This window comes from uncultured Fibrobacter sp., assembly GCF_900316465.1.
Taxonomy (GTDB): domain Bacteria; phylum Fibrobacterota; class Fibrobacteria; order Fibrobacterales; family Fibrobacteraceae; genus Fibrobacter.
Window position 1 is genome coordinate 62,040 of record NZ_ONDD01000019.1, and the last position, 25,382, is coordinate 87,421.

Here is a 25,382-nt window from a genome sequence, read left to right on the forward strand (position 1 = left end):
GGAAACTTTATTTAATGGCTAGAATTTGCATAAATGGTACTTTTTTAAGCGAAAAGCGAACGGGCATATATCGCTTTGCTGAAGAAATTATAAAGGCCTTGGATTTGCAGGAAAACAAAGATGAGTTTGTTTTGGTTGTTCCTCCAAAGACTGAAATTCCGTTTAAACTGAAATACATAAAAGTTGCTGAATTTGGGGTGAAAAAAGGTATTATATGGGAGCAGATTTTTTTTGCCTTATATCTATGGATTCATCAAGCGATAGCGCTGAATTTATGTAATGTAACGCCGGTACTTGCTCCAACGGGCTTTTCTGTAATACATGATATAAGTTACAAGGTGAATCCTAAGTATTTTAATCATTTCTACGGAAAACTTTCTAGAACGTGGCATTGCTTTCAATATTGGGTAATATCACATTTTTCTCGACGTATTTTTACGGTATCGGAATTCTCAAAATCGGAAATAATGAGGGTGTACCATGTTTCGCCCGAAAAGATTACTGTGACTCCAAATGGTTGGCAGCATATGCTTTCAATAAAGCCTTCGCCGCATGAAATCCTGAATCGATTCAACTTGCAATCAAAGCGTTATTTTATGAGTTTGTCAACCATTGCTCCTAATAAGAATTTGAAATGGGTTTTAAATGCTGCGCGAAATACCCCTGATACTATATTTGCGATTGCGGGTTCTTTAAATCCTGCGAGATTTGGGGAGGATTTAAATGTAGAAGGTCTTGACAATGTAAAGTTTCTTGGTTATGTAAGCGATGGGGATTTCGTGACCCTAGCGAAAAATTGTAAAGCTTTTATTTTCCCGTCGTTTTATGAAGGTTTTGGAATCCCTCCATTGGAAGCTATGAGTGTTGGAGCTTCGGTTGTAATATCAAACATTCCTGTTTTGAAGGAAATTTTCAATAATTCGGCGTACTATATAGATCCTTATGAAAAAACAGGAAACTTAGAATCTTTGCTGACAGGTGATGTTTCTGATTCAGAGGATGTTTTGAATCGTTTTAGTTGGGACAAAAGTGCTGGAGTGATGAAGAAATGCTTCCGTATTTAATCACATTTTCGGCGTCATTTTTTTTGTATAAATGCGCGCTTAAACCTGTTTCAAAAAAATTACGGTTTGCTTGTTTATTGCTTTGTGCTTTAATTCCATCTTTTTTTGCAGGACTTCGCGATGAAACTTTGGGTTGGGATTGGGCTGGATATGGCGTAACAATATGGAATTTAGCTACACATACAGATAGTTTTAGCCGTCTTTTGTCTTTTTTTCCTGCGATTGAATCAGGATATAAACTGATTAATTATGTTGTGGCGGCAATTTCTCATGATTGTCATGTGTTTTTCTTTTTCCATCAATTAATTCTAATTTCGATAGCCATTGCTATTGCTTATATGAATCGGGAATATCGAAATTCTGAAATTATTCTACTTTTTTATTTTTTCTACCTATATAATCCGTCGTTTACAATGCTGAGACAGGCTGTGGCTATGATGATAAGCTTTTTAGCTTTTGCTGTTTGGGTTCGGCAATACAATAAATGTTCATACGTATTATCTGCGGTGGCGGGGTTGTTCCATTTTTCTGCGATATTTGCTTTTTTTGCATATATCCTTTTGAAATTCAAGCATTTTTTAACAAAGTACATGGTCTTTGTTTTGTTAATTTCGGTTGCTGTATTTGTTGCGTATCATACTATTCTAACTGGACAAGTGTATTCGCAACTAATGACGAAACTGATTGCGTCAAATATTATTTCTGGACATTATGGGGGGTATATTGACCAGTCGGGAACCGTATCTATTCATAAAACAGATGTCCTTTTCCAAATAGGGATTATTTTAGTTACGTTTTCGTTCCCTAAGAAAAATCGTAATAAAGAAGTTTGTGCTCTGATTGTTTATTTGGCATTGACAGCAATAGTCTTAAACATGTTTGGTAATGTTACTGATGTTGCTTTTAGAATAGCTTATTACTTTATACCCCCAATAGCAATTCTTATTCCACGAGTTTCAATAAAGAATAGGGATAATCAAAAAGTTTGCATTATGTTTTTCTGTTTGCTGGCAATAAGATTATTTTATTTTGCTGCTACTAATGGTGCGGAAAATACGGTTCCGTATAGATCGTCTATTTTAGGAATGTAAAAAGAGGGAATATGTTTAAATTGCTATATGTACTCGTTTGCTCGGATAGAGACTTGTATTGCGAACAATGTCTTTTGTCCATAATGAGTGCTAGACGGAATTCTCCTAAGACTAATATAACATTGCTGACAGATAGTGAATCATATACCTGTATAAAAAATAATGATGCTCGCTCAAAGATTTTTGAGATTGTAGACGAAGTTGTTTCTGTTCCTCGGCCAGAATCCTTTTCTGGATTAGAAACAAGTCGTTATTTAAAAACATCAATGAGAAAGTTCGTTAAAGGAAATTTTCTCTATATTGATTCAGATACGATTGTTTGTGCTCCATTAGATGACATAGAATCTTTTCCTCATGAATTGGGTGCAGTTCTTGATCAGCACATGCCTTTATCGCAAAGTACGCACGCAGCTATTTCTCGATTACATATTGTAAAGGTTTCGGGTATCAAAGAGTTGTCGAAATGCGAATCGTATTTTAATGGAGGGGTGTTGTGGGTTAAGGATAGTGAGCTTTGCCATAAGTTCTTTAATGATTGGAATAATAATTGGTTAATGTCTAGATCAAAAGGGATAAAAACAGATATGCCTGCATTGATGTTAACGAATTATCAAAATGGAAATGCGATTTCCGAATTAAATGGTGTGTGGAACTGTCAAGTATGGTTTGCTGCAAATTACTTGCCCAATGCAAAAATCATCCATTACTTTTCAAGCATGGGTGATTTTACGGGTGGTTATAGCAGGTTCAATGTTGATTTGCCTGAAAAAATAAAAAAAGGGGAAGAACTTAATCAACAAGATTGGGAATTGATAAAAAATGCTCGGAATGCGTTCCCGTCACCAAATGCGATTATAACGGGAGATGATTATGAAATCTATCGTTCTTCTTTATGTGGTGTATTGAGGGCCTTGTATAGGAAACGTCGTATATTTAATGCTTTGGAAAAAATGTTGTATATTGTTCGTGTTATAAGAGCGAATATAATTCGAAGAAGTAATGGGTAGATGGAGAGACGGGAATGATCGCGACAAGAAAAGAATTAAAGGCTTTCCTGAATGCTGATGTGGAGGCAATGGGGTTAGATAAAAAGAATCGCTTTGTTGAGTTTGTAAAAGGAAATATTATTGATTTGCAGATGTTGAGTTACGTCGTTTTGCTTCGTAAATTAGAATACTATTCATCTAAACAAAAATGCGGCCTTATTTCAAAATTTATGTATTTATTTTACAAGCATCGTCTGATGAGAAAAAGCTTGAAACTTAATATGTATATTAATCCAGATTCTTTGGGTAAAGGGGTTAAAATTGTTCATAGTGGTTATCGATGGATAGATAATGTTTCAAGTATTGGAGATAATTGTACTATTTTACCTCGAGTTCTTCTTGGTAAAAAACGCCCTGGAATAAGTTCACCATGTGTTTTTATTGGAAATGATTGTTATATAGGTACTGCAGCGACAATTCTTGGCCCGATAAAAATAGGGAATAATGTTACTATTGGTGCCGGTGCCGTTGTTGTAAAGGATGTTCCGGATAACTGTGTCGTTGCAGGAAATCCTGCTAAAATCATAAGGTACAAGTAAAATGTACTTACATATGGGATGATAAATGAACAAGATGAAAGTGCTGCATTTTATTCATAGTATGGGAGTTGGTGGAGCGCAGGTTCTTGTTAAGGATTATGCTCTATTCCTTGATAAAAACAAATTTGACGTGACGGTATTATGTATAGAAAGAGAAAATACCTTTTTAGATGATATTTTAAGAAAAAATAATATTCGAACCGTATATGTGAGTGATTTGTTTCCTCTAAAAAAAGTGTTTCGATGCAATAATTTGATTTTAAAAGTCTTCCAGAAAATGGGAGTGCTGAAATTTTTTGTGAAGTTCCTTATTCATAAAGAAAAACCGGACATTATCCATTATCATCTGCTTTGCAGCAACTATATAAAATTTGCGAATGTCCCGCAGTCATGTACTTTAATTCATACAATACATAGTCAACCGGAAAAATATTGGTGCGTGAACCAGCGGTCTGCGAAAAAAGATTATAATGCGCTTAATTATTTGATTCATAACCATGGAGTTCAATTAATCGCGATTAACAACCAGGCAAGAGAAGTTGCAAATGAACTATTTGGGGTGGATGATACGATTGTTTTAAATAATGCGATTGATTTCTCAAAATTTCAGGTTGCTGAAACGAAAAATGACATACGTGATACATTGGGAATAGATCGTAATGCTTATTTGGTAGGAAATATTGGACGTTTTTCTCCGGTTAAAAATCATGCATTGATTGTCAGAGCGTTTTCAGAACTTTGTAAATTACGTGATGACGCCCGTCTTTTATTGGTTGGTGATGGCGAGTTGCGAGCGAAGATAAAAACTGAAATAGAAACGCTTGGGTTAAAAGAGAAAGTAATCATTTTGAATGCGAGAACAGATGTTGCTCGAATATTAAAAGCGTTAGATGTGTTTATTTTTGCATCGAAATATGAAGGTCTTGGTATTATTTTGATTGAAGCTCAAAAGATGGGTGTCCCATGTGTGATTTCAAATGCTATTCCTCAGGAAGCTGTAATCTCTAATTTGGTGCACAGAATGGATGAAAATGCAACTCCAGCAGATTATGCACGAATATTGAATGATTTTCAGGTGAATAAAGTGGAGTATAATGGACTAGAAGAATGGGATATGAAGGTTGTGATAAAACAGTTAGAAAATGTTTATATTCGTAGCAAAATATCTTGAAACAGAGGGCTCCGATGCACGGTTCATTTTTCATAACGATTGATACAGAAGCTGACAATCAGTGGGATTTTGACCATGAAATATCTACCGAGAATGCAAAGTTCTTGCCGAGATTTCAAGAGCTTTGTGAAAAATATCGTTTTGTGCCAACATGGCTGACGAATTATGAAATGGCAAACGATGATTTCTTTTACCATTGTATGAAAGAAAAACAGGATGATGGCTTATGCGAAATAGGGATGCATTTGCATGCATGGAATACTCCACCTGATTATCTATTGAAGAAAATTCATCGTGAGCGGGACTATTTAATAGAGTATCCTGTGGAAGTTATGGATGCTAAAGTTGCTACGATGACTGAACTTATTGAAGCGCGATTTGGTAGACGACCGGTCTCTCATAGAAGTGGCCGTTGGACAACGAATCAGGATTATTTCAAAATTTTAAAAAAATATGGTTATAAAGTAGATTGTTCTGTGACGCCTCATGTAAATTGGAACCAATGTTTAGGTGCAACGGGTGTACCTGGTAGTGATTATTCAAAATACCCTGAGGCTCCCTATTATATTTACGAGGATATTTTAGAGATGCCTATGACTATCCGGTATATGAGAATGTTTGCCTTAGAGTCGCCGTATTCGCTTCGTAATATTTGTCGAGAAATGAAACGATTTGTGCTGGGGCGGAAACAATGGCTTCGGCCGGATAGCCTTTTGCAGGTTAAGCCTATGCTTAAATTAATTGATTGTGAATCACAATGCAATCCATATTTGATGTTTATGATTCATTCGTCAGAGTTGATGCCTGGAGGAAGCCCCAATTTTAGAGATGAAAAATCTATAGAGGGCTTGTATATGGTTATTGAAACTTTGTTTGAAAAGATTGCTTCGTTAGGATATTGTGGAAAAAAATTGTGTGAAAGTAATTGCTAAAAAGAAATCTAGAGGTTATTGTGGTTGAAGTTAGCGTTATTGTTGCGGTTTATCGAGCTGAAAAATATATTCGTAGGTGCTTAGATAGTCTACGAAATCAGACTCTTAATTGTTTTGAAGTTGTTTTGGTTGATGATGGAAGCCCAGATCTGTCAGGGGTGATTTGTGATGAGTATGTTGCAAAAGACAAGCGCTTCAGTGTTATTCATAAAAAAAATGGAGGGGTTAGCTCTGCTAGACAAACTGGATTGGATAATGCGCGAGGAGAATTCGTGATTCATGTCGATCCTGACGATTGGGTGGATTCTGAAATGCTAGAATCACTTGTTGAATGTGCTCGAAAAAATTCGTCAGATGTTGTAATATGCGATATGTTCGAAGAAGGAAAAAATGGTCAACGGTATATCGAACAAAAACCTAGTTCGCTGGATACTCTAGGGTATTGCAATGACTTGATTAGTGAAAAATTGCATGGATCTTGTTGTAATAAATTGGTCAGAAGAAGTTGTATCATAGAAAATAATATTAAGTTCCAATTGAACCTTGTGATGAGAGAAGATGAATTATTCAATATACAGTTGGCGAAATTACCGCTGTCAATATCATATTTGCACAAGGCATTTTATCATTATGATATGACTATTAACGAAAATAGTGTGGTCGCGTCTGTTTCTGAAAAAAAGTTAAATTCCCTGATTTTTTTAATAGATTGGCTTGAAAAACATGCTGTTGATGAATCTTTATTGGTAGAAAGAAAGAAAAGTGCTAAGTTTATTGCGTTTATGCAGAAAAAAATGACGACGAAATCTTTTAGGTCATTCTATCCGGAAATTAACTCTCGTTATGTTTTGAAATTGAAAAGATTTGGCCATTTGGATTTTTTTATGGCTTTTGCCTTGCGTTTTTCACAGCCTTTGGCAAGAATATTGTATACTTGTAAAATGAAATTTCTATAAAGAGAAAGTCCTTTTGAGTTGAAAACCTTTAGTTAAGGCCGCCCCATTTGAATTGAACATAATGCCAGAAGATATTGGAAAATAAGTGCAATTGGGTTATGCGGGAGTTTAGTAGGGATAAACTGAAAATGGATGATTGTTTATAATTGCGAATCAATCCATGAGTAACGTTCTATAATCCATTTTTTCAAGTCTTCCGTGGCATTTTGGTATGACTTGTATGATGCTGGATGATAAATAAAACTTGTGTTTTGTAATATAATCCATTTTTTAAAGTTGTTCTTTGCCGCTTTGTTAAGTGCTACTTGAATGGAGTCAATTGCATTTAAGAGCTCCTTAAATGCAAGTTTGTTCTCTGTCCAAAAATCAATTTTGGCTTGTGCTGCAATAGAATCTCTAAAAATAAAATCGTTCCAATAACTTTCTTTTATGTGCCAGTCTTGGGGCGAACTAATACTTTTATTGTCATAATTACCCATTGCTAAATCAAAATCCCAGACCGGTCCCATTTTAATGATGTTGTCTTTTGTCCAAGAAAAAAATATACTTGAGTTGAAGCAAGCGTCTGGATTTTTTGAAAATTCTTGCACCCAATAATGTTTCACATACTCATTGACATCAATCCATTGGCTGAGATTTGAGCTAGTTTTAATTGAATCCTTCAAAAAGGTTTCGAAAGATTGAATATGCGTTTCTATGTCATGTAAAGCTGTTTCTGATGCTTTTTTGGGGTAATGAATTCGAAATGCTTTGCCGAGCGAATTCTGTTTTATTACTTTGGAAAACACAACCTGTTCATCATCGCGGTATTTTGCATCAACTTCAACAATGTAAGAATTGCTGTCGGATATATTTACTCTTTTTTTTGTTTTTTTAATTGTTTCTGTAAGTAAATAGACTCCTAAATATTCATTGTTAAGATAGAATTCAACAAATTCGCAACGGGGGGCGTAGTATGCACCAAGTTTTGCAGAAAGATGGTACATCAAATAATTTTTCATTAAAGTTTTATCTGCGTAATTTGCGATAAGTGCCCAATCTCTGTCTTTGGGCATTCCTAGCATAGACTGTTTATTGATAAATTCAATTTTATAGCTTTTCTTTGGCATGCCCCACGATGTATTCCCTCTCCCTCTAATGGTCAGATCCATGATTTCGCTTTCGGGAGCGTGTTCTCCCCAGATTTGCAGCTTGGCGGGAATTTCGGTTTCGCGGTCTTTGATTTCACGATGATTTTCAGTTTCAATTACGATTCTCGGAATACCTGCATAGGGGTATTCTGAGTCGTCTAATGGCAGGTAGTCAATTTTTGCGGAGAAGGAAGCGCCGTCTTCTTCTATATCCCAAAAGGCGACGACTTCGTTGTTTACCCCCTCGCTATTGCTGCACCCCAAAACCAGGCAGCCGATAACGGTGCCCAAGAGCATAAGGAGTTGATATGCAACATGATAACGCATGTTTACAAATATAGATTCTTTGTAAACAACTGTTAATGTCTTTTTTCTTACCGGTTTTGATTTTTTGTCCAATTTGTTTTTTTCCAATATTTATTACGATTTACATATTTTTGCTTTTTTGGCGTTTTTTGGGCTTATATTTGGATAAAACGGACGAGGTCTGTATGAAATTTAATGTTTGGGTATGTGGGTCGGTTGGCTTTTTATGGGTCCTGGCGATGGTTTTGTTGCTGTCTGCAACAAATTCCTTTGCCGAAGATATTATCGCCACTACTTCAAACGGCTCGACGGTGATTCTGCACGATAATGGCCGTTGGGAATACCATCAGAACAATGCAAAAATTCGTGATGTGCGCCCGAGTGCCATTCCCGAAGACGCCAAATTCCAGATTACGGTTCAGTACGAAAGCGCAAACAAGATCAAGAAAGACAAGCGCATGATGCTGGAGGGCGAATTTGCCACCGAAGAAGAAATTCGTGACAGCTTGCGCAAGGTGCCCAAGGGCGGCATGATTTACTTTCAGGTGCCCACCAAGCAGATTAAGCCGGGGTTCACGCGCGAGTTGACGTACTACATTTACGACAAGGGTAAAAAGCCGATTTTTTCGAAGACGGCCCGCGATAGCGAAGCTACCCAGACTCCCGAGACCAGCAGTATTTCGAACTTGATGGTGGTCCCGCTTTTTGCAAAGCCCAAATCCAAGGTGCTCAAGGCGAAGGTCGTGAGCGAATCTGCCCGCCAATCGTTGGAGTTCGATATCCCGATTAAATAAGTCTTCCGTGTCTTCCCGGGCTTTGACCCGGGATCTCCTTTTTTTTGTATGAAATTTGCTGTAGTAGATTTAGAGACGACTGGTGGAACGGCTGAAGAGGGCCGTATTACCGAAGTCGGCATTGTGTTGATGGATGATTGCGAAGTAGTCAAGACTTATTCGGCGATGGTAGACCCTGGCATGCCGATTCAGCCTTTTGTGCAGAACCTTACGGGTATTACTGACGAGATGGTTCGCGGCAAGCCGCAGTTTGCATCGATTGCCGAAGAGGTGGCCGAACTTTTGCAAGACCGAATTTTTGTGGCGCACAATGTGCTGTTCGACAGCAAGTTCATGCGTACGGAACTCAAGCGTTGTTGCATTAAGATTGACCCGCCGAGGCTTTGTACGGTCAAGATTGCGCGCCGTTTTTTCCCGGGGCTTCCGAGTTACAGTTTGCATAAGCTGACGCAGGCGCTGGAGTTGCCGGAATTCAATCATCACCGTGCCTTAGATGATGCTCTTGCCGCGGCCGAGATTTTAAAGCTCGCCTACAATAAGGTCGGGCCGGAAAAACTTCTTAAAGAAGTCAAGAACCTCTCTACCCCGAAAAAGAACAAGGTCGTTTGACTTGTCTTCCCGCACGAAGATGACAATAGCCACTTGCAGCTTTGCTGCTTAGTGGATATGATCCTCGGAACGGGGACGGGATCTCCTTTGTATTAGTTTGAAAAACGCTTGCAATGATAATTGCATGTTCTTTGGAAAGCCGTAAATGGAGTTCCCACCTTGGTGGCCATGCGCACTAAGCACTAAAGTGCTAAGTGCTGTCCGCCCGGCTCAAGGCCGGGAAGACAGAGGGCTTTATAACAATCCCGCTTTAAATTTCATCTTCAGAATTCTTGCGGAGGATTCCTCAATTCGTTCGCGGTAATACTTACTTTGTTTGGAAAGTGCGGTCAGGTAATTCACCATTTCAACGGCTTTCTGCGGGTACGTAATCATGAACATGTCGTTGCCGGCCATCAAGGCGGTGCGCACGAGCTTTCTAAAGTCCTTGGCGGGGTAGTTCTTGCTTCGCACGCGTTCGTTGCCGCTTACCCAGGCGCGCAGGCTTACACCCCACAGGTCATCGGTCAGAATCACGGTTTCGGGCGACATTTCGCGTGCCATTTTCACAATCTTCGGTTCGAATACGGCCGGGCGGCTAGAGATGCGCACGAAGCTTACGCTGCTCATCATGGTTACGGGAATATCGCTGGCAAGCGTTTTGAAGAATTCCACGTTCCGTGCAATTTTTGCCCTAGGGGTCGAACTCACGGCAATTTGGTGGTCGCTGTTGGTCCAGGAATCGTAACCCGGAAAATGCTTCGATACACAGGCTACGTTGCTTTCGCGCATGCCTTGCACAAAGGCGCGGACCTTAGGTGCATTCAAGGTGTCTTCGCCCCAAGAGCGCTTGGATTCTTCCATAAACGAATGCTTGCCGCGGCTGTCCTTGGCGGGGTCGAGCACGGGAGCCAAATTCAAGTTGATTCCCACGCTGTCGAGGACGGCGCCGATTCTTTTGGCGAGCGCGCGAATGGAATCTTCGCTCATGGAGCGCATTTGCTTGGCGCTCGGGGTGCGCTCCCATTGCGGAGCAACGACCGAGATTCGGTTTACATAGCCGCCTTCCTGGTCGGCGGCCACGAGCGGCTTGATTCGCATGTTCTCGTTGACGGTGCGGATGTTGTCGGTGAACTTGTCCAAATTTTTCAGGTGATTTTTCATCACCAGGTAGCCGCCGAATTCGTGTTCAAGCATGAACGATGCGGGCGTCATGTAGACCATGACCATCTGCGCCGCTTTCTGCTTGATCGTCAGCGAATCCCACAGCGGCAAAAGCTCGCGGGGGAGGCCATAGGGCGTCTGTACGGAGTCGGTTTGCGGTAAAACTTCGGCGGTATACGGCGCGCTTGCGAGTGATTCCGTCAGCGAATTCAGCGGAACAAACTTCACGTCAGGCAGAGAATCCTCTGCCTGTACAAAGGCAAATGCCGCAAGTAAAAATGTGATTGCTTTTTTTAGGTGCATTCCGCGGGCTACTCGGCTTTTTTCTTGCCAAAGCGTCTCGGTTTGAATTCACGGGGCGGGAAGTCGAACTTGAGCTTGCCGCCTTTATCCAAATAAAGATATGCGTCAAAGGTGCGGTGGGTCTTGTTGCTGCGGAAACCCTTCAGGAGCGTCGTCTTTTCACCGGCGAGCATCTTCTTGATTTCTTCCAGCGGGATTTCCTTGCCCAAGAGAATCTTCGGAAGCGTAATGCCGCTGGGTTCCTTCTTCAGGTAAGAATCGCTCACGTAGCCAGTCATGGTCTCGTACACGGCGGCGCCGTCTACAGGCGACTTGCCGACTTCTGCGCCGACTTCTACTTCTTCGGGTTTTTCTTCGAATACAAATTCAATCTTGTTTTCGTCGTTAATGATTACGACGGCCGAGAATTCGGCACCGCGCTTGCTGCGGAATCCGGTGAGCGGGCCAATTTTGCGGTTGGTCAAGAGTTCGGTGATTTCTTCCGGAGTGAGTCTCTTGCCGCCAATCATCTTGCGGATCACGATGCCATCTTCGGTGGTGTAGCGGCTCACGGTTTCGAAAACCTTCTTGCCGTTCACGGGGCTAAAGGGCGCTTCGCCGGTGGTGCTTTCTTCCTTGAATCCCTTGATGTTTTTCACCATGGTGCGCGTCATATCGACGATGCCTTCCATGAACTTTTCGCGGGTCTCCTTGCCCTTCTCAATTTGCTCCATTTTATATTCCCAGTTACCGGTGAGTTCTGGGCTGGTGAGCGCTTCGATGTCCATGGCCTTCAGCACCTTGATCAGGTCGAATGCCTTGGCGGTCGGAATCATGTCTTTGCCGTCGCGAACCACGTACTTGTCGCTGACGAGCTTTTCGATAATGGCGGCGCGAGTTGCCGGCGTTCCAAGTCCGCGTTCCTTCATGGCGTCGCGGAGTTCTTCGTCTTCCACCAGCTTACCGGCACTTTCCATCATCGAGAGGAGCGTGCTTTCAGTGTAGTGTGCAGGCGGCTTGGTAAAGTCTTCCTTTTCTTCGAGGGCGACTGTCTTGGCGGACTTGCCCTTCAGGGCCGGAATGCTGGATTCGTCGTCGCTGTCCTTGCCGTACACTGCCTTAAAGCCCGGGTCCACCAGCACCTTGCCTTCGGTGAGGAAGGTTTCGCCTTCGACCGTTGTAATGCGGGTGGTGTTTTCATACTTGGCGGGCGGGAAGAACACAGCGATGAATCGCTGGCAAATCATCGTGAAAATCTTTTGTTCGGCTTCGGTCAGGCCCGAGGGCATCACGCCGGTGGGGATGATAGCAAAGTGGTCCGAAATCTTGGAGTTGTCGAACACCTTGGGAGTCTTCACGACCCAGTTGTTCTTGAGGGCGGTCTCGGCGAATTTCGCGAGCGGGCCTTCAATCTTTCCAAGCGTCGCCTTCACCGGAGCCACGTAGTCTTCGGGCAGGCAACGGCTGTCGGTACGCGGGTAGGTGGTCGCCTTGTGGCGTTCGTACAAAGCCTGCGCAATCGAAAGGGTAGTCTTGGCGCTAAAGCCGAAGCGGTTGTTTGCTTCGCGCTGCAAGGTCGTCAAGTCGTACAGCGGACCGCACTTCTGGAGCGAGGGGGCGGACGTTTCTTCGACGGTGCCGGCCTTGCCCTTGCACTTCTTCAAGATTTCCTTGACTTTCTTTTCGTCAAAAATCTGCTTGACCTTGTCCTTGCCGTCTTCCTTGCTGGTGGTGAACCACTTGCCGGGGTAGTGGCTGCCGTCGTTGTCGAATTCGGCTTCCACGGTCCAGAACTTTTGCGGTACGAACTGCAGGCGTTCTTCTTCGCGGTTCACGATAATGGCAAGCGTCGGCGTCTGCACGCGGCCGCACGGGGTCACCTGGAATCCGCCCATGCTGCTGTTGTAGGCGGTAAGGCCGCGGCTTCCGTTCATGCCGATCAGCCAGTCGGCTTCGCTACGGCAAAGGGCGGCGGCCTTCAGGTTTTCCATTTCGGAGCCGTCGCGCATGTTTTCGAATGCTTCCTTGATGGCGGCCGGGGTCATACTCTGCATCCACAGGCGCTTGATCGTCTTGCCCGTGAACTTGCCCTTGAGCACATACTGTAATATATAGAAGAAAATCAGTTCACCTTCGCGGCCCGCATCGCATGCGTTCACGATGGTCGTCACGTCCTTGCGCTTGATGAGCTTGCTAAGGGCGGAAAGCTGGCCCTTGGTGGCCGGTGTGGCGACGAGCGGGAATTCCTTGGGGAGCATGGGAAGCGTGCTCATTTCCCACTTCTTGTACTTTTCGTCGATTTCCTTGGGGTCGGCGATTTCAACCAAGTGGCCGATGGCATGGCTCACAATGGTGGTGTCGCTTTCATAATGGGTCTTTTCGTTCTTGAAGTTCTTTTGTCCGAGCACGCGGACCAGGTCCAGGGCTACGCTCGGTTTTTCGGCGATAATTAGGGTCTTGCCTTCGACCGGGGCTTTCACTGTTTTTGTAGCAGCCTTTGTTGCAGTTTTCTTTGCAGCGGTAGTCTTTGTCGCTGCGGTCTTTGTTGCTTTTTTAGTAGTAGTTGCCATCATTATTTCCATTTGAATCGTCCGAACAGGCCAAAAAGCACGGCCAGCACGGTAAAGGGGGCGTGGATAAATTCAACCGGAATGCACCATTTTAAAAGGTGTTCCTGCTTGAATATCCTAAGCCCGCGGAGTATTAAAACCAAATCACCAATGCACTTGGCGACAAATGCGATAATTGTCGCGATTAAAACGTTAAAGCTGAACGGTGCAAACGCTGCTGCGATACATTGCATGACCAGGAACAGGAACACCATGCTGAGCACAAACACGATTTTCGGTGTATAATATATAGTCTTCGATGCCCAACGCTTGCGCTGTTCCCAGAGTTCCTTGAGGGTTTCCTTGCCGCTTGTGGTCACAAAGGTGGATTCGGCAATACAGTAGCGCATGGCCCAGGGGCGGTCGGCGGCCAGTTTTTGCATCAGCAGGTCGTCGTCGCCGCTCTGAATCTTGATCACGTTTTCGAACCCGTGCACGCTCTTGAAGAAGCTCTTGCGGTAGGCGAGGTTGTTGCCGGTGCTGGTGAGCGGGAGTCGCATAGCGAGGCCCGCGGTGCCCGCGACTCGGTAAATCAGGGTCTCGACGGCCTGCATGCAGATAAGCATGCTCGACTTACCGGGGATTGTAGGAATGTAGGAATGCCCGGCCACCAGTTCAATGCCCGGTTCGAATTCGGCCGCAATGCCCGTGATCCAGGTGGGCTTTACTAGGCAATCGGCGTCGGTCAGGCACAAGATTTCGCCCTCGCATGCCTCAATCAACTGCGAAAGCGCATGCTTTTTAGGGCTAACCCCTTCCGGAATCTCTTTGATCGTCAGAACGTGCAGTCTGGGGTTCTTGGCGGCATATTCGGCCAAAATAGCCGGAGTTTTGTCGTCGCTTCGGTCGTCGGCCACCCACACGTCCCAGTCGCCACGGTAGTCCTGGGCGAGCACGGAGTCCAAAGTCTCGCGTATACCGGCTTCCTCATTGCGCGCGGCAATCAAGATGCTCACCTTGGGGGCGGGCTCCACATCGGAGTTCCCGACGCGCACGGCACCCAGGGCACGGAAGAACCGCACCTCCAAGACTATATAGAATAGTCCGAACACAGCCAAAAGGCCGATGACCAGGTATGTGAGCACCGTAAAAAACATTTTCCGCGCAAAATTTAGTTCATCGGGACGGTTTTGGAAAATGGCGCCTGTCAAAATGGCCTTGATTTTTTGCGCCACCTGCGTTTTTCCCGCAAAAACGCCAAAATTATATTTATATTACACACAGGAAAGTGGAGGCCTACCATGAAATTAAACGCATTGGTCAAAAAATATAATAGTGCAAACCTGGTGCTCCGTATCGCAATTTCGATTGTGGTGGGTGCGCTCTTGGGCGTGTTTCTGCCGTCGCAAAAATGGATTTCCGAATTCGGCGTGCTCTTTGTAGGCGCGCTTAAGGCCGTGGCGCCGGTACTGGTGTTCATTTTGATTATCTGTTCCCTTGCCAATGGCAAGTCCCGCTTGGACCGTCGTTTTGTCCGCGTGGTTGCCCTATACCTGGTGGGTACGCTGCTAGCGTCCTTTGCCGCCGTGGGGTCGAGCATCATGTTCCCGCAGAATCTAGAGTTGAATGTGTCGGCAGACGTTTCGACCGTGCCGACCGATATTTACGAAATCTTGCATAATTTGTTGGTAAATGCGGTGTCGAATCCGTTTGCGTCTATTTCCGATGCAAACTATATCGGTATTCTGGTTTGGGCCGCCTTTATGGGCTTTGCTATCAAGAAAATTGCAAGTCCGGTGACGTTTACCGTGCTGCAGGATGTGTCGAATGCGGTTTCGATGGTGGTTCGCTGGATTATCAATCTGGCCCCGTTCGGTATCATGGGTATCATGTACACCTCGGTTTCTACGAACGGCATCGGAATTTTCAAGACATACGGTTCGCTCATTCTGGTTCTTGTGTGTACCATGCTTTTCGTGATGCTTGTTGTGGTGCCGGCTCTTGTAGGACTTGTGTTGCGCCATGACCCGTATCCGCTGGTGCTCAAGTGCCTCAAGAGTAGTGCCGTTACGGCGTTCTTTACCCGCAGTTCTGCCGCGAACATTCCCGTGAACATGGCGCTTTGTAAAAGGCTCGGGCTTGACCGCGAATTTTATTCCGTGTCTATTCCGCTGGGTGCTACCATCAATATGAGCGGCGCGGCGATTACCATTACGGTGATGGCGCTTGCCACGGTGCATACGCTTGGAATCCCGGTAACGCTTACCTCGACTTTGATTGTGTGCTTGCTTGCAACTATTGGCGCCTGCGGTACTAGCGGCGTGGCGGGTGGTTCGCTCCTCTTGATTCCGTTGGCATGTGCCCCCTTCGGTGTATCGACAGACGTTGCCATGCAGGTGGTGGCTATCGGTTTTATCATCGGCGTGGTTCAAGACAGTATGGAAACGGCCCTGAACTCTACGACCGATGCAATCTTCACGGCGACGGCCGAATACGCCGCCTGGCGTAAGCAAGGTAAGCCCTTGCCCAAGGAATTGTTCCGCGAGCATAAACCTGAAGAACACGAATCCGAAGAACATGAAGTATAAAAAAATCGCGCCTTACAGGGCGCGATTCTTGTATTTAGATTTTGTACAAAGATTCTTTATAATTAGTCTTTCAACAGTTCCGGGTGCTTTTCGGAGATTCGGCGTGCGAGGTACACGAACGGGGTATCCATCAGCGATGTCACGATAAAGATACCGTAACCGAAGACCAGGATTTCGCCAATCGTATTCCACGGGAACACGCCGGCGAAGGCCAACAGGTTGAACACGACCACGTTAATCAGCTGGCTTACGAGCGTAGAGCCGTTGTTGCGCAACCACAAGAAGCTCTTCTTTTCACCGAACTTGCTTTCGGTCCATTTCCACCAGGCATGGTAGGCCCACACGTCGAACATTTCGCAAATGGCGTAGGCGAACAGGCTTGCAAGCATCACGCGCGGGGTGTTGGCGAACACGGTGCGAATCGGTTCTGCCATGGTATCGCCCTCGGCAGGAATGTACAGGAACCAGCTCTGCGAAATCAGAATGAAGGTTACGTTTGCAAGAATGCCGATTTTAACGCAGCGGCTTGCTTCTTTCTTGCCGTAAATTTCACTCATGATATCGGTGGCCAGGAATGTGGAGGCGAAAATCACGTTGCCGAGCGTGGTATCGAGCCCAAAGGCATGCACCAGAATCAGCACTTCAATGTTGGCGGCAATGGTGCAAATCACCGTCCAGGCGAAAATGCCCTGCTTGCCAAAGAAGCGGAAGAAGGCGACGAGGCCGCCGAAGAATACAAAGATAGAGGCGATAAGGATGATTTCGTTCTGCATGATTTCCCCCAGGGTTTAGTGTCTTCTGTCGATAGCGGTGAACAGGCGGCTCTTGGCGAGCGCTTCGAATTCGGTACCCGGCTTGCCATAGTTGGCAAACGGGTAAAGCGAAATGCCGCCGCGGGGCATAAAGATGCCTTCGACTTCAATGTACTTGGGGTCAAGCAGCTTGACCAAGTCCTTCATGATGATGTTCACGCAGTCTTCGTGAAAGTCGCCGTGATTGCGGAACGAGAACATGTAAAGCTTTAAGGACTTGGATTCGACCAAATATTGGTCCGGAATGTAGTTGATCTTGATTTCGGCGAAGTCCGGCTGGCCGGTTTTCGGGCACAGGCTCGTGAATTCCGGGCAGTTGAAGGTGACCATGTAGTCGTTACCCGGATGCTTGTTCGGGAATTTTTCAAGGACTTCGGGGCTGTAGGTGGTGGCGTACTTAGTCTTGTTGTTGCCGAGCAACGTAACGCCTTCGAGTTCAGCTTCTGAACGCATGTTGTCTCCTAGTTTTGTTTAAAGTCAGGATGGGTTTCGAACTGACCGACCCAAAGATAGAAAATTATTCAATATTCCAAAGGTTTATGGTGTGTGTCGTAAGTTGTTGAGACTCCGTGAGTTAACAATTTCGCTACAATAAACTTACAGAGAATAGCCCCGTTTTGACACTCAGCTGTCATCGGAATTATCTATATTCCCCTTACCTCTGGAAAATTCCCGGGGTACCTCGCACTGCGGTGCTGGGTTGAACTTAGGGCTTTAAGACCCTCAAACCGAAATATATAACGGAAACTACATATTATGGATTTTTCTGCAATTATTGCCGAAGAGCTTAACCTTGAAGTATGGCGCGTCGCCAAGGCGCTCGAACTGATGGACCAGGGTGGTACCATCCCCTTTATCGCCCGTTACCGTAAAGACCAGACGGGTACACTGAACGAAATTGAACTGCGCGACATCAGCCACCGTCGCGACTACCTGCAAGAACTGGTAGACCGTAAAGAAACGATTCTCAAGAGCATCGAAGAACAGGGCAAGCTCACGCCCGAACTCAAGGCACAGATCGAAGCCTGTAAAGATAAGACACTTCTTGAAGATATTTACGCCCCCTACAAGCCCAAGAAGCGCACCCGCGCCACGGCTGCAAAGGAACTGGGCCTCGAACCTTTGGCTCGCCTCATGTGGGCTCAGGAAGAAACTGGCAATACCGCAGAACAGATTGCCTTGATTTACCTGTCCGAAGAAAAGGGCCTTGCCGACCCGAAGGCTGCCCTCAAGGGTGCCGCCGACATTTTGGCCGAAGAAGTGGCCGACAACACCGAATTCCGTCAGTACCTGCGTAACAAGATGGAAAAGACCGGCGTCATGATTTCCAAGGTTAAGAAGGATTTCGAAGGCCAGGAAACCAAGTTCAAGGATTACTACGATTACAGCGAACAGGTGTCCAAGATCCCGAGCCATCGTATGCTGGCTCTCCGTCGCGGCGAAAAGGAAAAGGTGCTCCGCCTTTCTATCGAAGTGCCGAACGAAGAAATGATTGGCTACCTCAAGCAGCAGATTATCAAGGGCAATACCACTTGGACTCCGTATTTGGAAGCCATGTGCCAGGATGCCTGGGAACGCCTGCTCCAGCCGAGCATGGAAAGCGAAGTGCGCCTGATGCTCAAGGACGCTGCCGAAGAAGAAGCTTTCAAGGTGTTCAGCAAGAACCTGCAGGACGTTTTGCTTGCCGCTCCGGCTGGCCACAAGGCCGTGCTCGCCCTCGACCCGGGTTTCCGTACGGGTTGCAAGGTGGCAGTGCTCGACGAAAACGGCAAGTTCATGGACCACGGCATTATCAAGCCGCATGAACCGTGGAACGACAAGGCCGGTGCCGCTGTGTACCTGATGGGCCTCATTGACAAGTATAAGATTGACTTGATTGCTATCGGTAACGGTACCGCTAGCCGCGAAACGGATGCTTTCTGCGCCGAAATGTCTGCCAAGTTCAAGGGCAAGGTTCCGCCGCGCGTCATCGTTTCCGAAGCCGGCGCATCTGTTTATAGCGCAAGCATGATCGCTATCCAGGAATTCCCGAAGGAAGACGTGACGACTCGTGGCGCCATCTCCATTGGCCGCCGCTTGCAGGACCCGCTGGCCGAATTGGTGAAGGTGGACCCGCAGTCCATTGGCGTGGGCCAGTACCAGCACGATGTGAACCAGCGCGAACTCAAGAAGCGCCTGGACGAAGTGGTGGAAAGCTGCGTGAACATGGTTGGTGTCGACGTGAACAGTGCTTCTGCTCCGCTTCTTTCTCATGTGGCTGGCCTCAGCAATACTTTGTCCGAAGCCATCGTGAAGTATCGTGAAGAAAATGGTGCTTACGCTAGCCGCGAAGCCTTGAAGAACGTGAAGGGCTTTGGCCCGAAGGCCTTTGAACAGGCCGCCGGCTTTATGCGCATTCCGGGTGCCGAAAACCCGTTGGATGATTCTGCCGTTCACCCCGAAAACTACGCCCTCGTGGAAAAGATGGCCGAAAAGGCTGGCGTTTCTGTGAAGGATATGGTGGGTAACGCCGAAGCCGTGAAGGCAATCAACCTCGAAGAATTCCTCTCCGACGAAGTGGGTAAGGCTACTTTGGATGATATCATGAAGGAACTTCAGAAGCCGAGCCGCGACCCGCGTAAGGAATTCCGCTATGCCAAATTCGATGACAAGATCCGCACCATTCAGGACCTGATTACGGGAAGCTGGATGGAAGGTGTCGTGACGAACGTGGCAAACTTTGGCGCCTTCGTGGATATCGGTGTTCACCAGGACGGCCTCGTGCACGTTTCTGAAATCAGCGACAAGTTCGTGGAAGACGCCAAGACGGTTTTGACCGTGGGCGATATCGTGAAGGTGCGCGTGGTCGCAGTCGATGTGGGCCAGAAGCGCATTAGCCTTTCGATGAAGCAGGAATCTACCGACGGCGTCGCCGGTGCCGGCGCTAATGGCCCGCGTGGCCAGCGCGCTGGTGGTAACCGTGGCGGATTCGGTGGCCACGGCCGCGATAACCGCGGCAATGCCCGCCCGCAGGGCGGCATCCAGGGCCATGCAACTCTGGCTGACCTCAAGGCAAAAATCGCCGGCAAGGACCGCCCCGGTGCAGCTCCGAAGAAAGCTAACGCCATGCCTGGCAAGATGAGCGCCCTTCTTAAGAACTTCAAAAAAGGCATGTAGATTTGATTGCGGCGGCAAGCTTGCTTGCCGACATAAGCAAATCTACGCCGTTTGCGCTACGAAGTAGCGCAACAAAGGCATGTAAGGCGAGTGTCGCGGCAGCCATGCTTGCATGAGCTGCCATGACCGAGCCGCAATCCTTGCACTGCATCGCAGTGCAAAGGCATGTAACGCCCTAATTGTCATGCCGGGCGGAGTCCCGGCACCTCCTTTTACGGCTTTCCAAAACGCTTGCATTTTTTAATGCAGGCGTTTTTTGTTGTGTAAACTTTTTGTATACTTTAGAAGTGGTGTGGAAAGTTCCGATTTTTGTGATGAACATCAAAATATGCCCCTAAAGGGCCATTTTGGGCGTGTAAAAATTTTCTCCGGCTATTGCTTAGTGTGTAAAAATTATTTATTTTAGGGTTATGTGTATTGCGCTAGAACATCTGTTTGATTACGACGACTTCCGCAAGTTCCTCCAAGACTACTTCGAGGAACAGAAGAAAATGCGGGCCGTCTTTTCGCACCGATTCTTCGCGGCGAAGGCGGGTTTCAGCAGTTCGTCTTACTGCCTGAACGTCATCCGCGGGCGCTTCAACCTCACGCCAAAGTCTATCGAAAAAATCGCGAAGGCGATGGATTTCGAACCGTTGCAGAAGGCGTATTTCGAGGCCCTGGTGCAGTACAACCAGGCCCAGCAGGTTAACGAGCGCGAAAACGCCTGGGAACAGATTGTCCAGATCCGCAAACAAATCGAATTTACACATGTGACCACCCGCGAGCAGGCCTACTTTAGCAAGTGGTATTATCCGGTGGTTCGCGAAATGGCAGTGAATGCCGACTGGCACGACGACTACATGGTGCTGGCCCGCATGCTCACGCCGCAAATCACGACCGAAGAGGCCCGCGAAGCGGTCAAGAATCTGGTCGAATGGAATTTACTCAAAAAGGTGGGCGACCATTACGAAGCCACCTCGCAAATGCTCGATGCCGCTGAAATTCCGCCGATTGCCCTGCGACAAATCCGTCGCGAATATATTCAGCATGCCATTGGCGCCGTGGAATCGATGCCTAAAAGTGAACGTTTTGCTGCGTTCACCACCTTGGCCATGAGCGAAAGTTCTTATAATTACGCTGTAGAAGTCCTTGAAGAGGCCCGTAAGAAAATTATCGCGCGGGCGGCGAATGATCTTGATGTAGAACGTGTTTACGAGATGATGCTTGTGGCGTTCCCCATGAGTAAGAAGATTGAAAAGGAGGCAAAATAATGGATACTTTGTTCAAATATGCCTCTGGTGTGGCTTTAGCCCTTTTTGCTGTTGGTCTGAGTTCCTGCTCCAAGACCGAAAATGTGGCCGGTGGCGTGACCGATATCGGTAACTCCGTTGCAAGCGGTATTGTGGTAACTGAGGCGAACCAGCCTGTGGCCCGCGCCCGCGTGGTGGCTTATTACGACAACTGGGATAAGACCGCCATCGAAGATTCCGTGGTGGTGGAAGCCGACGACAACGGCATTTTCAGTTTGAAGTTTGACAGCACGCGCTCTGTGGTGATTTATGCCGAAAACGGTTCCGAATCAGGCCTTTCCCGAATTCAGCATGGTGGCGCCGCCCTTGTGATGGTGGGCCATCCGCGCAGACTTGAAAGTAGCGTTGCCGAGGCCAAGTCTGGTTACATGCGCATTGTGGGGCGCAGTGATGTTGCGGCAGTCAAGTCCGACGGTTCCTTCGCGTTTGAAACCATGCCTGTGGGCGACATTTCGCTTGTGTACGTAGCGAGCGAACAGTCGCAGGCTCGTTTCAACTTCATGACGGCTGTCGTGGGCGATACGCTCAAGATTCCGTCTCTCGAAAACAAGAACGAAGGCTGGCTCACGATTCCGGATTACCATTATTATAGTGGCGCTGCATACGGTGGCATTATGGTGAACGTGCCCGATGGTATTTCTGTTCCGCAGGATACCGCTACGCCGGAACCGGTGGTGCCTGACACCACGGCAAAAGATACTTCCGTTACCGATACCACGGAAGAACTTGCAATATCCTTGAACCTCCACATGGATGGCTCCGATAGTGTTGCTAAGGTCTATAACAATGACGGCTCGGTCGCCGATTCCGTGAACTACGTGGAAGGTGTGTCGGGCAAGGGCATTCTGCTCAAGGTCGGTCAGTTCGTCGAAGTGGGCAATATTGACCCCTGTGCAGGTGACTTTACCATGAGCGCATGGACCAAGTGGAGCGGTTACCGTGGCGATGGCATTTACCAGCTTCTCTTTGCAGAACGTGAAGATTGGGTTGCCGGATTGTCCAGGTTCCAGCTGCAGTATGAATTTATGACGAGTTCCTTTGTTGCCGTGGGCGATGGCATGGACTTGTCGGGCTATGGCTATGCATGGCTTGCCAAGGGCAATGTCGAACGTGGTGGCTCGCTGCCTATGAATGAATGGTCGCTGCTGGTGCTTGTGAACGAAGGTGGCAAACTCTACTTCTATATCAACGGAGTACTCGTGAGCAACAAGGCCGGTGTCCCGTTTACGCCCAAGAAAGTTGCGGTCCCGCTGCCGTTCCGCATTGGCGGCTCCGAAGTGCCGAACGATACTTGGAATGGCGTCATTGACGAAGTTAAGATTGAATCGGTTGCCCGCTCCGCTGAATGGGTTAAGGCCGAATACGAAAAATACGCGAAATAGCAACGTCATTGCGAGGGCGTTAGCCCGAAGCAATCCATAAAAAAGAGCTCTGTCTAAAAGACAGAGCTTTAAAAGTTTTGGTAGATTACGGACGCCTAGCGCCCCTAATGATTATTCGTACTTAATCACGCCGGCCGGGCAGCTGTCAGCAGCGTCCTTGATTTCGCTTTCGTAAGCGGAATAGTCAACGCCTTCCTTGACCTTCATCTTTTCAGGAACTTCGAACACTGCGTCGCAAGTAGCTTCGCAAGCGCCGCAGGAGACGCATTCGTCACTGGATTCGTCCAGCCAAACTTTCGTGATTGCCATAATTTACCTCTTTGTGTCTTAGGTTGAATTTATGGTTATAATATAATAAAAACATTGATGCCGCGGGCGTTTTTTCTAAATTTGTGGGCGTAAAAAAATTCAAATGCTCGAGAGGTACTCGTCAAACATGAAAAAAGTGGTTGTAAAAATTGGTGGCAGTTTGGCAATCGACGAAGCCAAACTCGCTGATTTTGTGTCGGCAGTCTCTACACTCCCCGGTAGTGGCTGTCAGGTGGCCGTGGTTCACGGTGGTGGCAAGGACATTAACGAAAATATCGCCTTGCTCAAGGAACAACCGACATTCATCGACGGCCTCCGAGTTACGACTCCTGGCATCATGAAGATGGTCGAGATGACTCTCTCTGGCCACGTGAACAAGAAGCTTGTGCGCATGTTGCTGAACAATAACTGCAACGCCATCGGTATTTCCGGCGTAGACGGCAACTTATTCCAGGTAGTCAAGAAGCAGGGCAAGGTGGACCTTGGCCTGGTGGGCGAAATCAAACAGGTCAATCCGAAGATTGTCGCTGACCTGTGGGCTGCCGGTTGGACTCCGGTGGTCAGCCCGATTTCCATTGGTGACGGCATGAGCTGGAACGTGAACGCAGACACCGCTGCAAGCGAACTGGCTGTGGCACTCGAAGCAGACCAGTTCGTGCTGGTGAGCGACGTGCCGGGCGTGATGGACGAAAACAAGAATGTAATTCCCGAACTGAGCGAAGCGGACGCCGAAAAGCTGATTGAAGCTGGCGTCATCTCCGGCGGTATGATTCCCAAAGTCCGCGAGAGTTTCAAGTCGATCCGACGAGGACTCAAGAGCATCCACATCGTGGGTTGGAAGGACGCGGAACACTTTGGCAAACAAATTAATGGAGATTTAAACTATGGCACAATCTTGCGCTAACCTGCTCGAACAGGACAAACAAATCATCGCGCCGCTCTACGGCAAGGCTGACATCAACTTCGTGAAGGGCGAAGGCTCTTACCTCTACGACGATCAGGGCAACAAGTACCTGGACTTCGTGGCTGGCATTGCCGTGAATGCCCTCGGTCACCAGAACCAGGCAATCAAGGATGCTGTGGTGGAACAGATGAACCACTTCAACCACATCAGCAACCTTTACCCGAACTATCCGCAGATCGAACTCGGCAAGGTTCTCCTTGAAATCACCAAGTTCGACAAGGCCTTCTTCTGCAACTCCGGTACCGAAGCCAACGAAGGCGCTATCAAGTTCGCACGTAAGTACTTCGATAGAAAGGGCGAAAAGAACAGGCAGAAGATTGTCACCTTCGTGAACAGCTTCCACGGCCGTACTTTTGCTGCTCTTTCTGCAACGGGTCAGCCGGCTATTCGCGAAGGCTTCGGCTCTATGCCGGGTGACTTCGTGCATGTCACATGGAACGACTGCGAAGCCCTCAAGAATGAAGTCAACAAGGATACTTGCGCTATCATGCTCGAAAGCCTCGCTGCCGAAGGCGGTGTGATGACGCTTTCGAAGGAAATGGTCGCAACCATCAACAACCTGCAGAAGGAATGCGGCTGTCTTGTGATTGTTGACGAAGTGCAGGCAGGCGTGGGCCGTCTCGGCACCTTCCTCGGTTTCGAAAAGTACGGTCTGAATCCGGACCTCGTAACGCTTGCCAAGGGTATTGGTGGCGGTCTCCCGCTTGGTGCGGTGCTCCTGCGCCAGCACATTGCCGACCAGCTCAAGGCTGGTGACCACGGTACCACATTCGGCGGTAACCCGATTGCATGCGCCGCAGGTCTCGCTGTCGTGAAGCAGATTCCGGGCCTCCTCAAGAATGTTGCGGAACGCTCCGCCCAGATTAAGGCAGGCCTCAAGGCTCTTACCGAAAAGTATGCTTTCGCCAAGGAAATCCGCGGTGAAGGCCTGATTCTCGGTGTGGCTCTCGACGAATCGATGCCGGTGGGCAACATTATCTCTGCTGCCCGCGCTGAAAAACTCATGGTGCTGAGCGCCAAGGGTAATGTGCTGCGCATGCTCCCGCCGCTGAACGTGAGCGCCGCGGAATGCGACGAAGCCCTCGAAAAATTGGGCAAGGCATTCGCCGCCGCTGCGAAGTAACGCTTATAACATAAAGAGTATAAGGACCGCGACAATAGCCGCGGTCTTTTTTTGTATACAGAAAACCACCCGCTAGGCGGGTGGTTCCGTAAAAGCCTTCTGGCGGTCATGAGAAAAAATCCTTTGACTAATATTGAAATGCGG

The 25,382-nt window shown here is 47.1% G+C and carries 23 protein-coding genes; 15 read left to right on the forward strand and 8 right to left on the reverse strand.

Annotation, left to right across the window (positions count from 1 at the left end; genetic code table 11):
* Positions 1-14 precede the first annotated feature (14 nt).
* The 7 genes from QZN53_RS08870 to QZN53_RS08900 all read left to right on the forward strand — a co-directional run bounded on the left by QZN53_RS08870 (position 15) and on the right by QZN53_RS08900 (position 6,799).
* Positions 15-1,064 carry a glycosyltransferase family 1 protein gene (locus tag QZN53_RS08870; protein WP_163438650.1) on the forward strand — a complete coding sequence of 350 codons (1,050 nt, stop codon included), beginning with the start codon at positions 15-17 and terminating at the stop codon, positions 1,062-1,064.
* Positions 1,049-2,155: an EpsG family protein gene (locus tag QZN53_RS08875; protein ID WP_163438651.1), complete on the forward strand. Its 1,107-nt coding sequence runs from the start codon at positions 1,049-1,051 to the stop codon at positions 2,153-2,155. The genes QZN53_RS08870 and QZN53_RS08875 overlap by 16 nt, the downstream gene beginning before the upstream one ends.
* A gap of 83 nt (positions 2,156-2,238) precedes the next feature.
* Positions 2,239-3,162 (forward strand): hypothetical protein, encoded by a 924-nt coding sequence (locus QZN53_RS08880; protein ID WP_163438652.1) that lies wholly within the window; start codon positions 2,239-2,241, stop codon positions 3,160-3,162.
* Positions 3,163-3,176: 14 nt separating this feature from the next.
* Positions 3,177-3,740, forward strand: a complete 564-nt coding sequence (locus QZN53_RS08885) for a DapH/DapD/GlmU-related protein (RefSeq protein ID WP_163438653.1) — start codon at positions 3,177-3,179, stop codon at positions 3,738-3,740.
* Between the two features lie 25 nt (positions 3,741-3,765).
* Positions 3,766-4,911 (forward strand): glycosyltransferase, encoded by a 1,146-nt coding sequence (locus tag QZN53_RS08890; protein ID WP_163438654.1) that lies wholly within the window; start codon positions 3,766-3,768, stop codon positions 4,909-4,911.
* A gap of 14 nt (positions 4,912-4,925) precedes the next feature.
* Complete coding sequence (locus QZN53_RS08895; protein WP_163438655.1) at positions 4,926-5,843, forward strand: deacetylase; 918 nt, start codon at positions 4,926-4,928, stop codon at positions 5,841-5,843.
* Positions 5,844-5,863: 20 nt separating this feature from the next.
* A complete protein-coding gene (locus QZN53_RS08900) occupies positions 5,864-6,799 on the forward strand; it encodes a glycosyltransferase (protein ID WP_163438656.1) in 936 nt (311 codons plus the stop codon).
* Positions 6,800-6,939: 140 nt separating this feature from the next.
* Here the strand turns inward: QZN53_RS08900 and QZN53_RS08905 are convergent, their stop codons facing one another.
* Complete coding sequence (locus QZN53_RS08905) at positions 6,940-8,256, reverse strand: CotH kinase family protein (protein WP_163438657.1); 1,317 nt, start codon at positions 8,254-8,256, stop codon at positions 6,940-6,942.
* A 164-nt stretch (positions 8,257-8,420) separates the two neighbouring features.
* Between QZN53_RS08905 and QZN53_RS08910 the strand changes: the two genes are divergently transcribed.
* Together QZN53_RS08910 and QZN53_RS08915 are read left to right on the forward strand one after the other, a co-directional pair.
* A complete protein-coding gene (locus tag QZN53_RS08910; protein WP_294652604.1) occupies positions 8,421-9,029 on the forward strand; it encodes a hypothetical protein in 609 nt (202 codons plus the stop codon).
* Between the two features lie 48 nt (positions 9,030-9,077).
* Positions 9,078-9,638: a PolC-type DNA polymerase III gene (locus QZN53_RS08915; RefSeq protein ID WP_163438658.1), complete on the forward strand. Its 561-nt coding sequence runs from the start codon at positions 9,078-9,080 to the stop codon at positions 9,636-9,638.
* A gap of 234 nt (positions 9,639-9,872) precedes the next feature.
* Here the strand turns inward: QZN53_RS08915 and QZN53_RS08920 are convergent, their stop codons facing one another.
* Genes QZN53_RS08920 through QZN53_RS08930 form a run of 3 tightly spaced genes read right to left on the reverse strand, consistent with a single transcriptional unit; the run spans position 9,873 to position 14,769 of the window.
* Positions 9,873-11,084, reverse strand: a complete 1,212-nt coding sequence (locus tag QZN53_RS08920) for a glycoside hydrolase family 3 protein (protein WP_163438659.1) — start codon at positions 11,082-11,084, stop codon at positions 9,873-9,875.
* Between the two features lie 8 nt (positions 11,085-11,092).
* Positions 11,093-13,636: a DNA topoisomerase III gene (locus QZN53_RS08925; protein WP_294652609.1), complete on the reverse strand. Its 2,544-nt coding sequence runs from the start codon at positions 13,634-13,636 to the stop codon at positions 11,093-11,095.
* Positions 13,636-14,769, reverse strand: coding sequence for a glycosyltransferase (locus tag QZN53_RS08930; protein ID WP_163438660.1), 1,134 nt, complete (start codon positions 14,767-14,769; stop codon positions 13,636-13,638). The genes QZN53_RS08925 and QZN53_RS08930 overlap by 1 nt, the downstream gene beginning before the upstream one ends.
* Positions 14,770-14,913: 144 nt before the next feature.
* On the opposite strand from QZN53_RS08930, the gene sstT reads away from it, so the two are divergent.
* Positions 14,914-16,200: a serine/threonine transporter SstT gene (sstT, locus tag QZN53_RS08935; protein ID WP_163438661.1), complete on the forward strand. Its 1,287-nt coding sequence runs from the start codon at positions 14,914-14,916 to the stop codon at positions 16,198-16,200.
* A gap of 62 nt (positions 16,201-16,262) precedes the next feature.
* Here the strand turns inward: sstT and QZN53_RS08940 are convergent, their stop codons facing one another.
* Both QZN53_RS08940 and queF read right to left on the reverse strand, forming a co-directional pair.
* Positions 16,263-16,973: a queuosine precursor transporter gene (locus QZN53_RS08940; protein ID WP_163438662.1), complete on the reverse strand. Its 711-nt coding sequence runs from the start codon at positions 16,971-16,973 to the stop codon at positions 16,263-16,265.
* Positions 16,974-16,988: 15 nt separating this feature from the next.
* Positions 16,989-17,465, reverse strand: coding sequence for a preQ(1) synthase (gene queF / locus QZN53_RS08945; RefSeq protein WP_163438663.1), 477 nt, complete (start codon positions 17,463-17,465; stop codon positions 16,989-16,991).
* Between the two features lie 303 nt (positions 17,466-17,768).
* On the opposite strand from queF, the gene QZN53_RS08950 reads away from it, so the two are divergent.
* On the forward strand, positions 17,769-20,168 hold the full coding sequence (locus QZN53_RS08950) for a Tex family protein (protein ID WP_163438664.1): 2,400 nt from the start codon (positions 17,769-17,771) through the stop codon (positions 20,166-20,168).
* Here QZN53_RS08950 and QZN53_RS08955 read toward each other — a convergent pair.
* Positions 20,152-20,319 carry a hypothetical protein gene (locus tag QZN53_RS08955; RefSeq protein ID WP_163438665.1) on the reverse strand — a complete coding sequence of 56 codons (168 nt, stop codon included), beginning with the start codon at positions 20,317-20,319 and terminating at the stop codon, positions 20,152-20,154. The genes QZN53_RS08950 and QZN53_RS08955 overlap by 17 nt on opposite strands.
* A gap of 259 nt (positions 20,320-20,578) precedes the next feature.
* Between QZN53_RS08955 and QZN53_RS08960 the strand changes: the two genes are divergently transcribed.
* Together QZN53_RS08960 and QZN53_RS08965 are read left to right on the forward strand one after the other, a co-directional pair.
* Positions 20,579-21,421 (forward strand): TIGR02147 family protein, encoded by an 843-nt coding sequence (locus tag QZN53_RS08960; protein ID WP_163438666.1) that lies wholly within the window; start codon positions 20,579-20,581, stop codon positions 21,419-21,421.
* The gene (locus QZN53_RS08965) at positions 21,421-22,842 is read left to right on the forward strand and encodes a LamG domain-containing protein (RefSeq protein ID WP_163438667.1); all 1,422 of its coding nucleotides are present in this window, start codon (positions 21,421-21,423) and stop codon (positions 22,840-22,842) included. Before QZN53_RS08960 ends, QZN53_RS08965 begins: the two co-directional genes overlap by 1 nt.
* 111 nt (positions 22,843-22,953) lie before the next feature.
* Here QZN53_RS08965 and QZN53_RS08970 read toward each other — a convergent pair whose 3' ends face one another.
* Positions 22,954-23,151: a ferredoxin gene (locus QZN53_RS08970; protein ID WP_072801269.1), complete on the reverse strand. Its 198-nt coding sequence runs from the start codon at positions 23,149-23,151 to the stop codon at positions 22,954-22,956.
* Between the two features lie 127 nt (positions 23,152-23,278).
* Here QZN53_RS08970 and argB point away from each other — a divergent pair, with 127 nt between their 5' ends.
* The gene (gene argB, locus QZN53_RS08975; protein ID WP_163438668.1) at positions 23,279-24,055 is read left to right on the forward strand and encodes an acetylglutamate kinase; all 777 of its coding nucleotides are present in this window, start codon (positions 23,279-23,281) and stop codon (positions 24,053-24,055) included.
* The gene (locus QZN53_RS08980) at positions 24,036-25,238 is read left to right on the forward strand and encodes an aspartate aminotransferase family protein (protein WP_163438669.1); all 1,203 of its coding nucleotides are present in this window, start codon (positions 24,036-24,038) and stop codon (positions 25,236-25,238) included. The genes argB and QZN53_RS08980 overlap by 20 nt, the downstream gene beginning before the upstream one ends.
* The last annotated feature ends 144 nt before the right edge of the window (positions 25,239-25,382 follow it).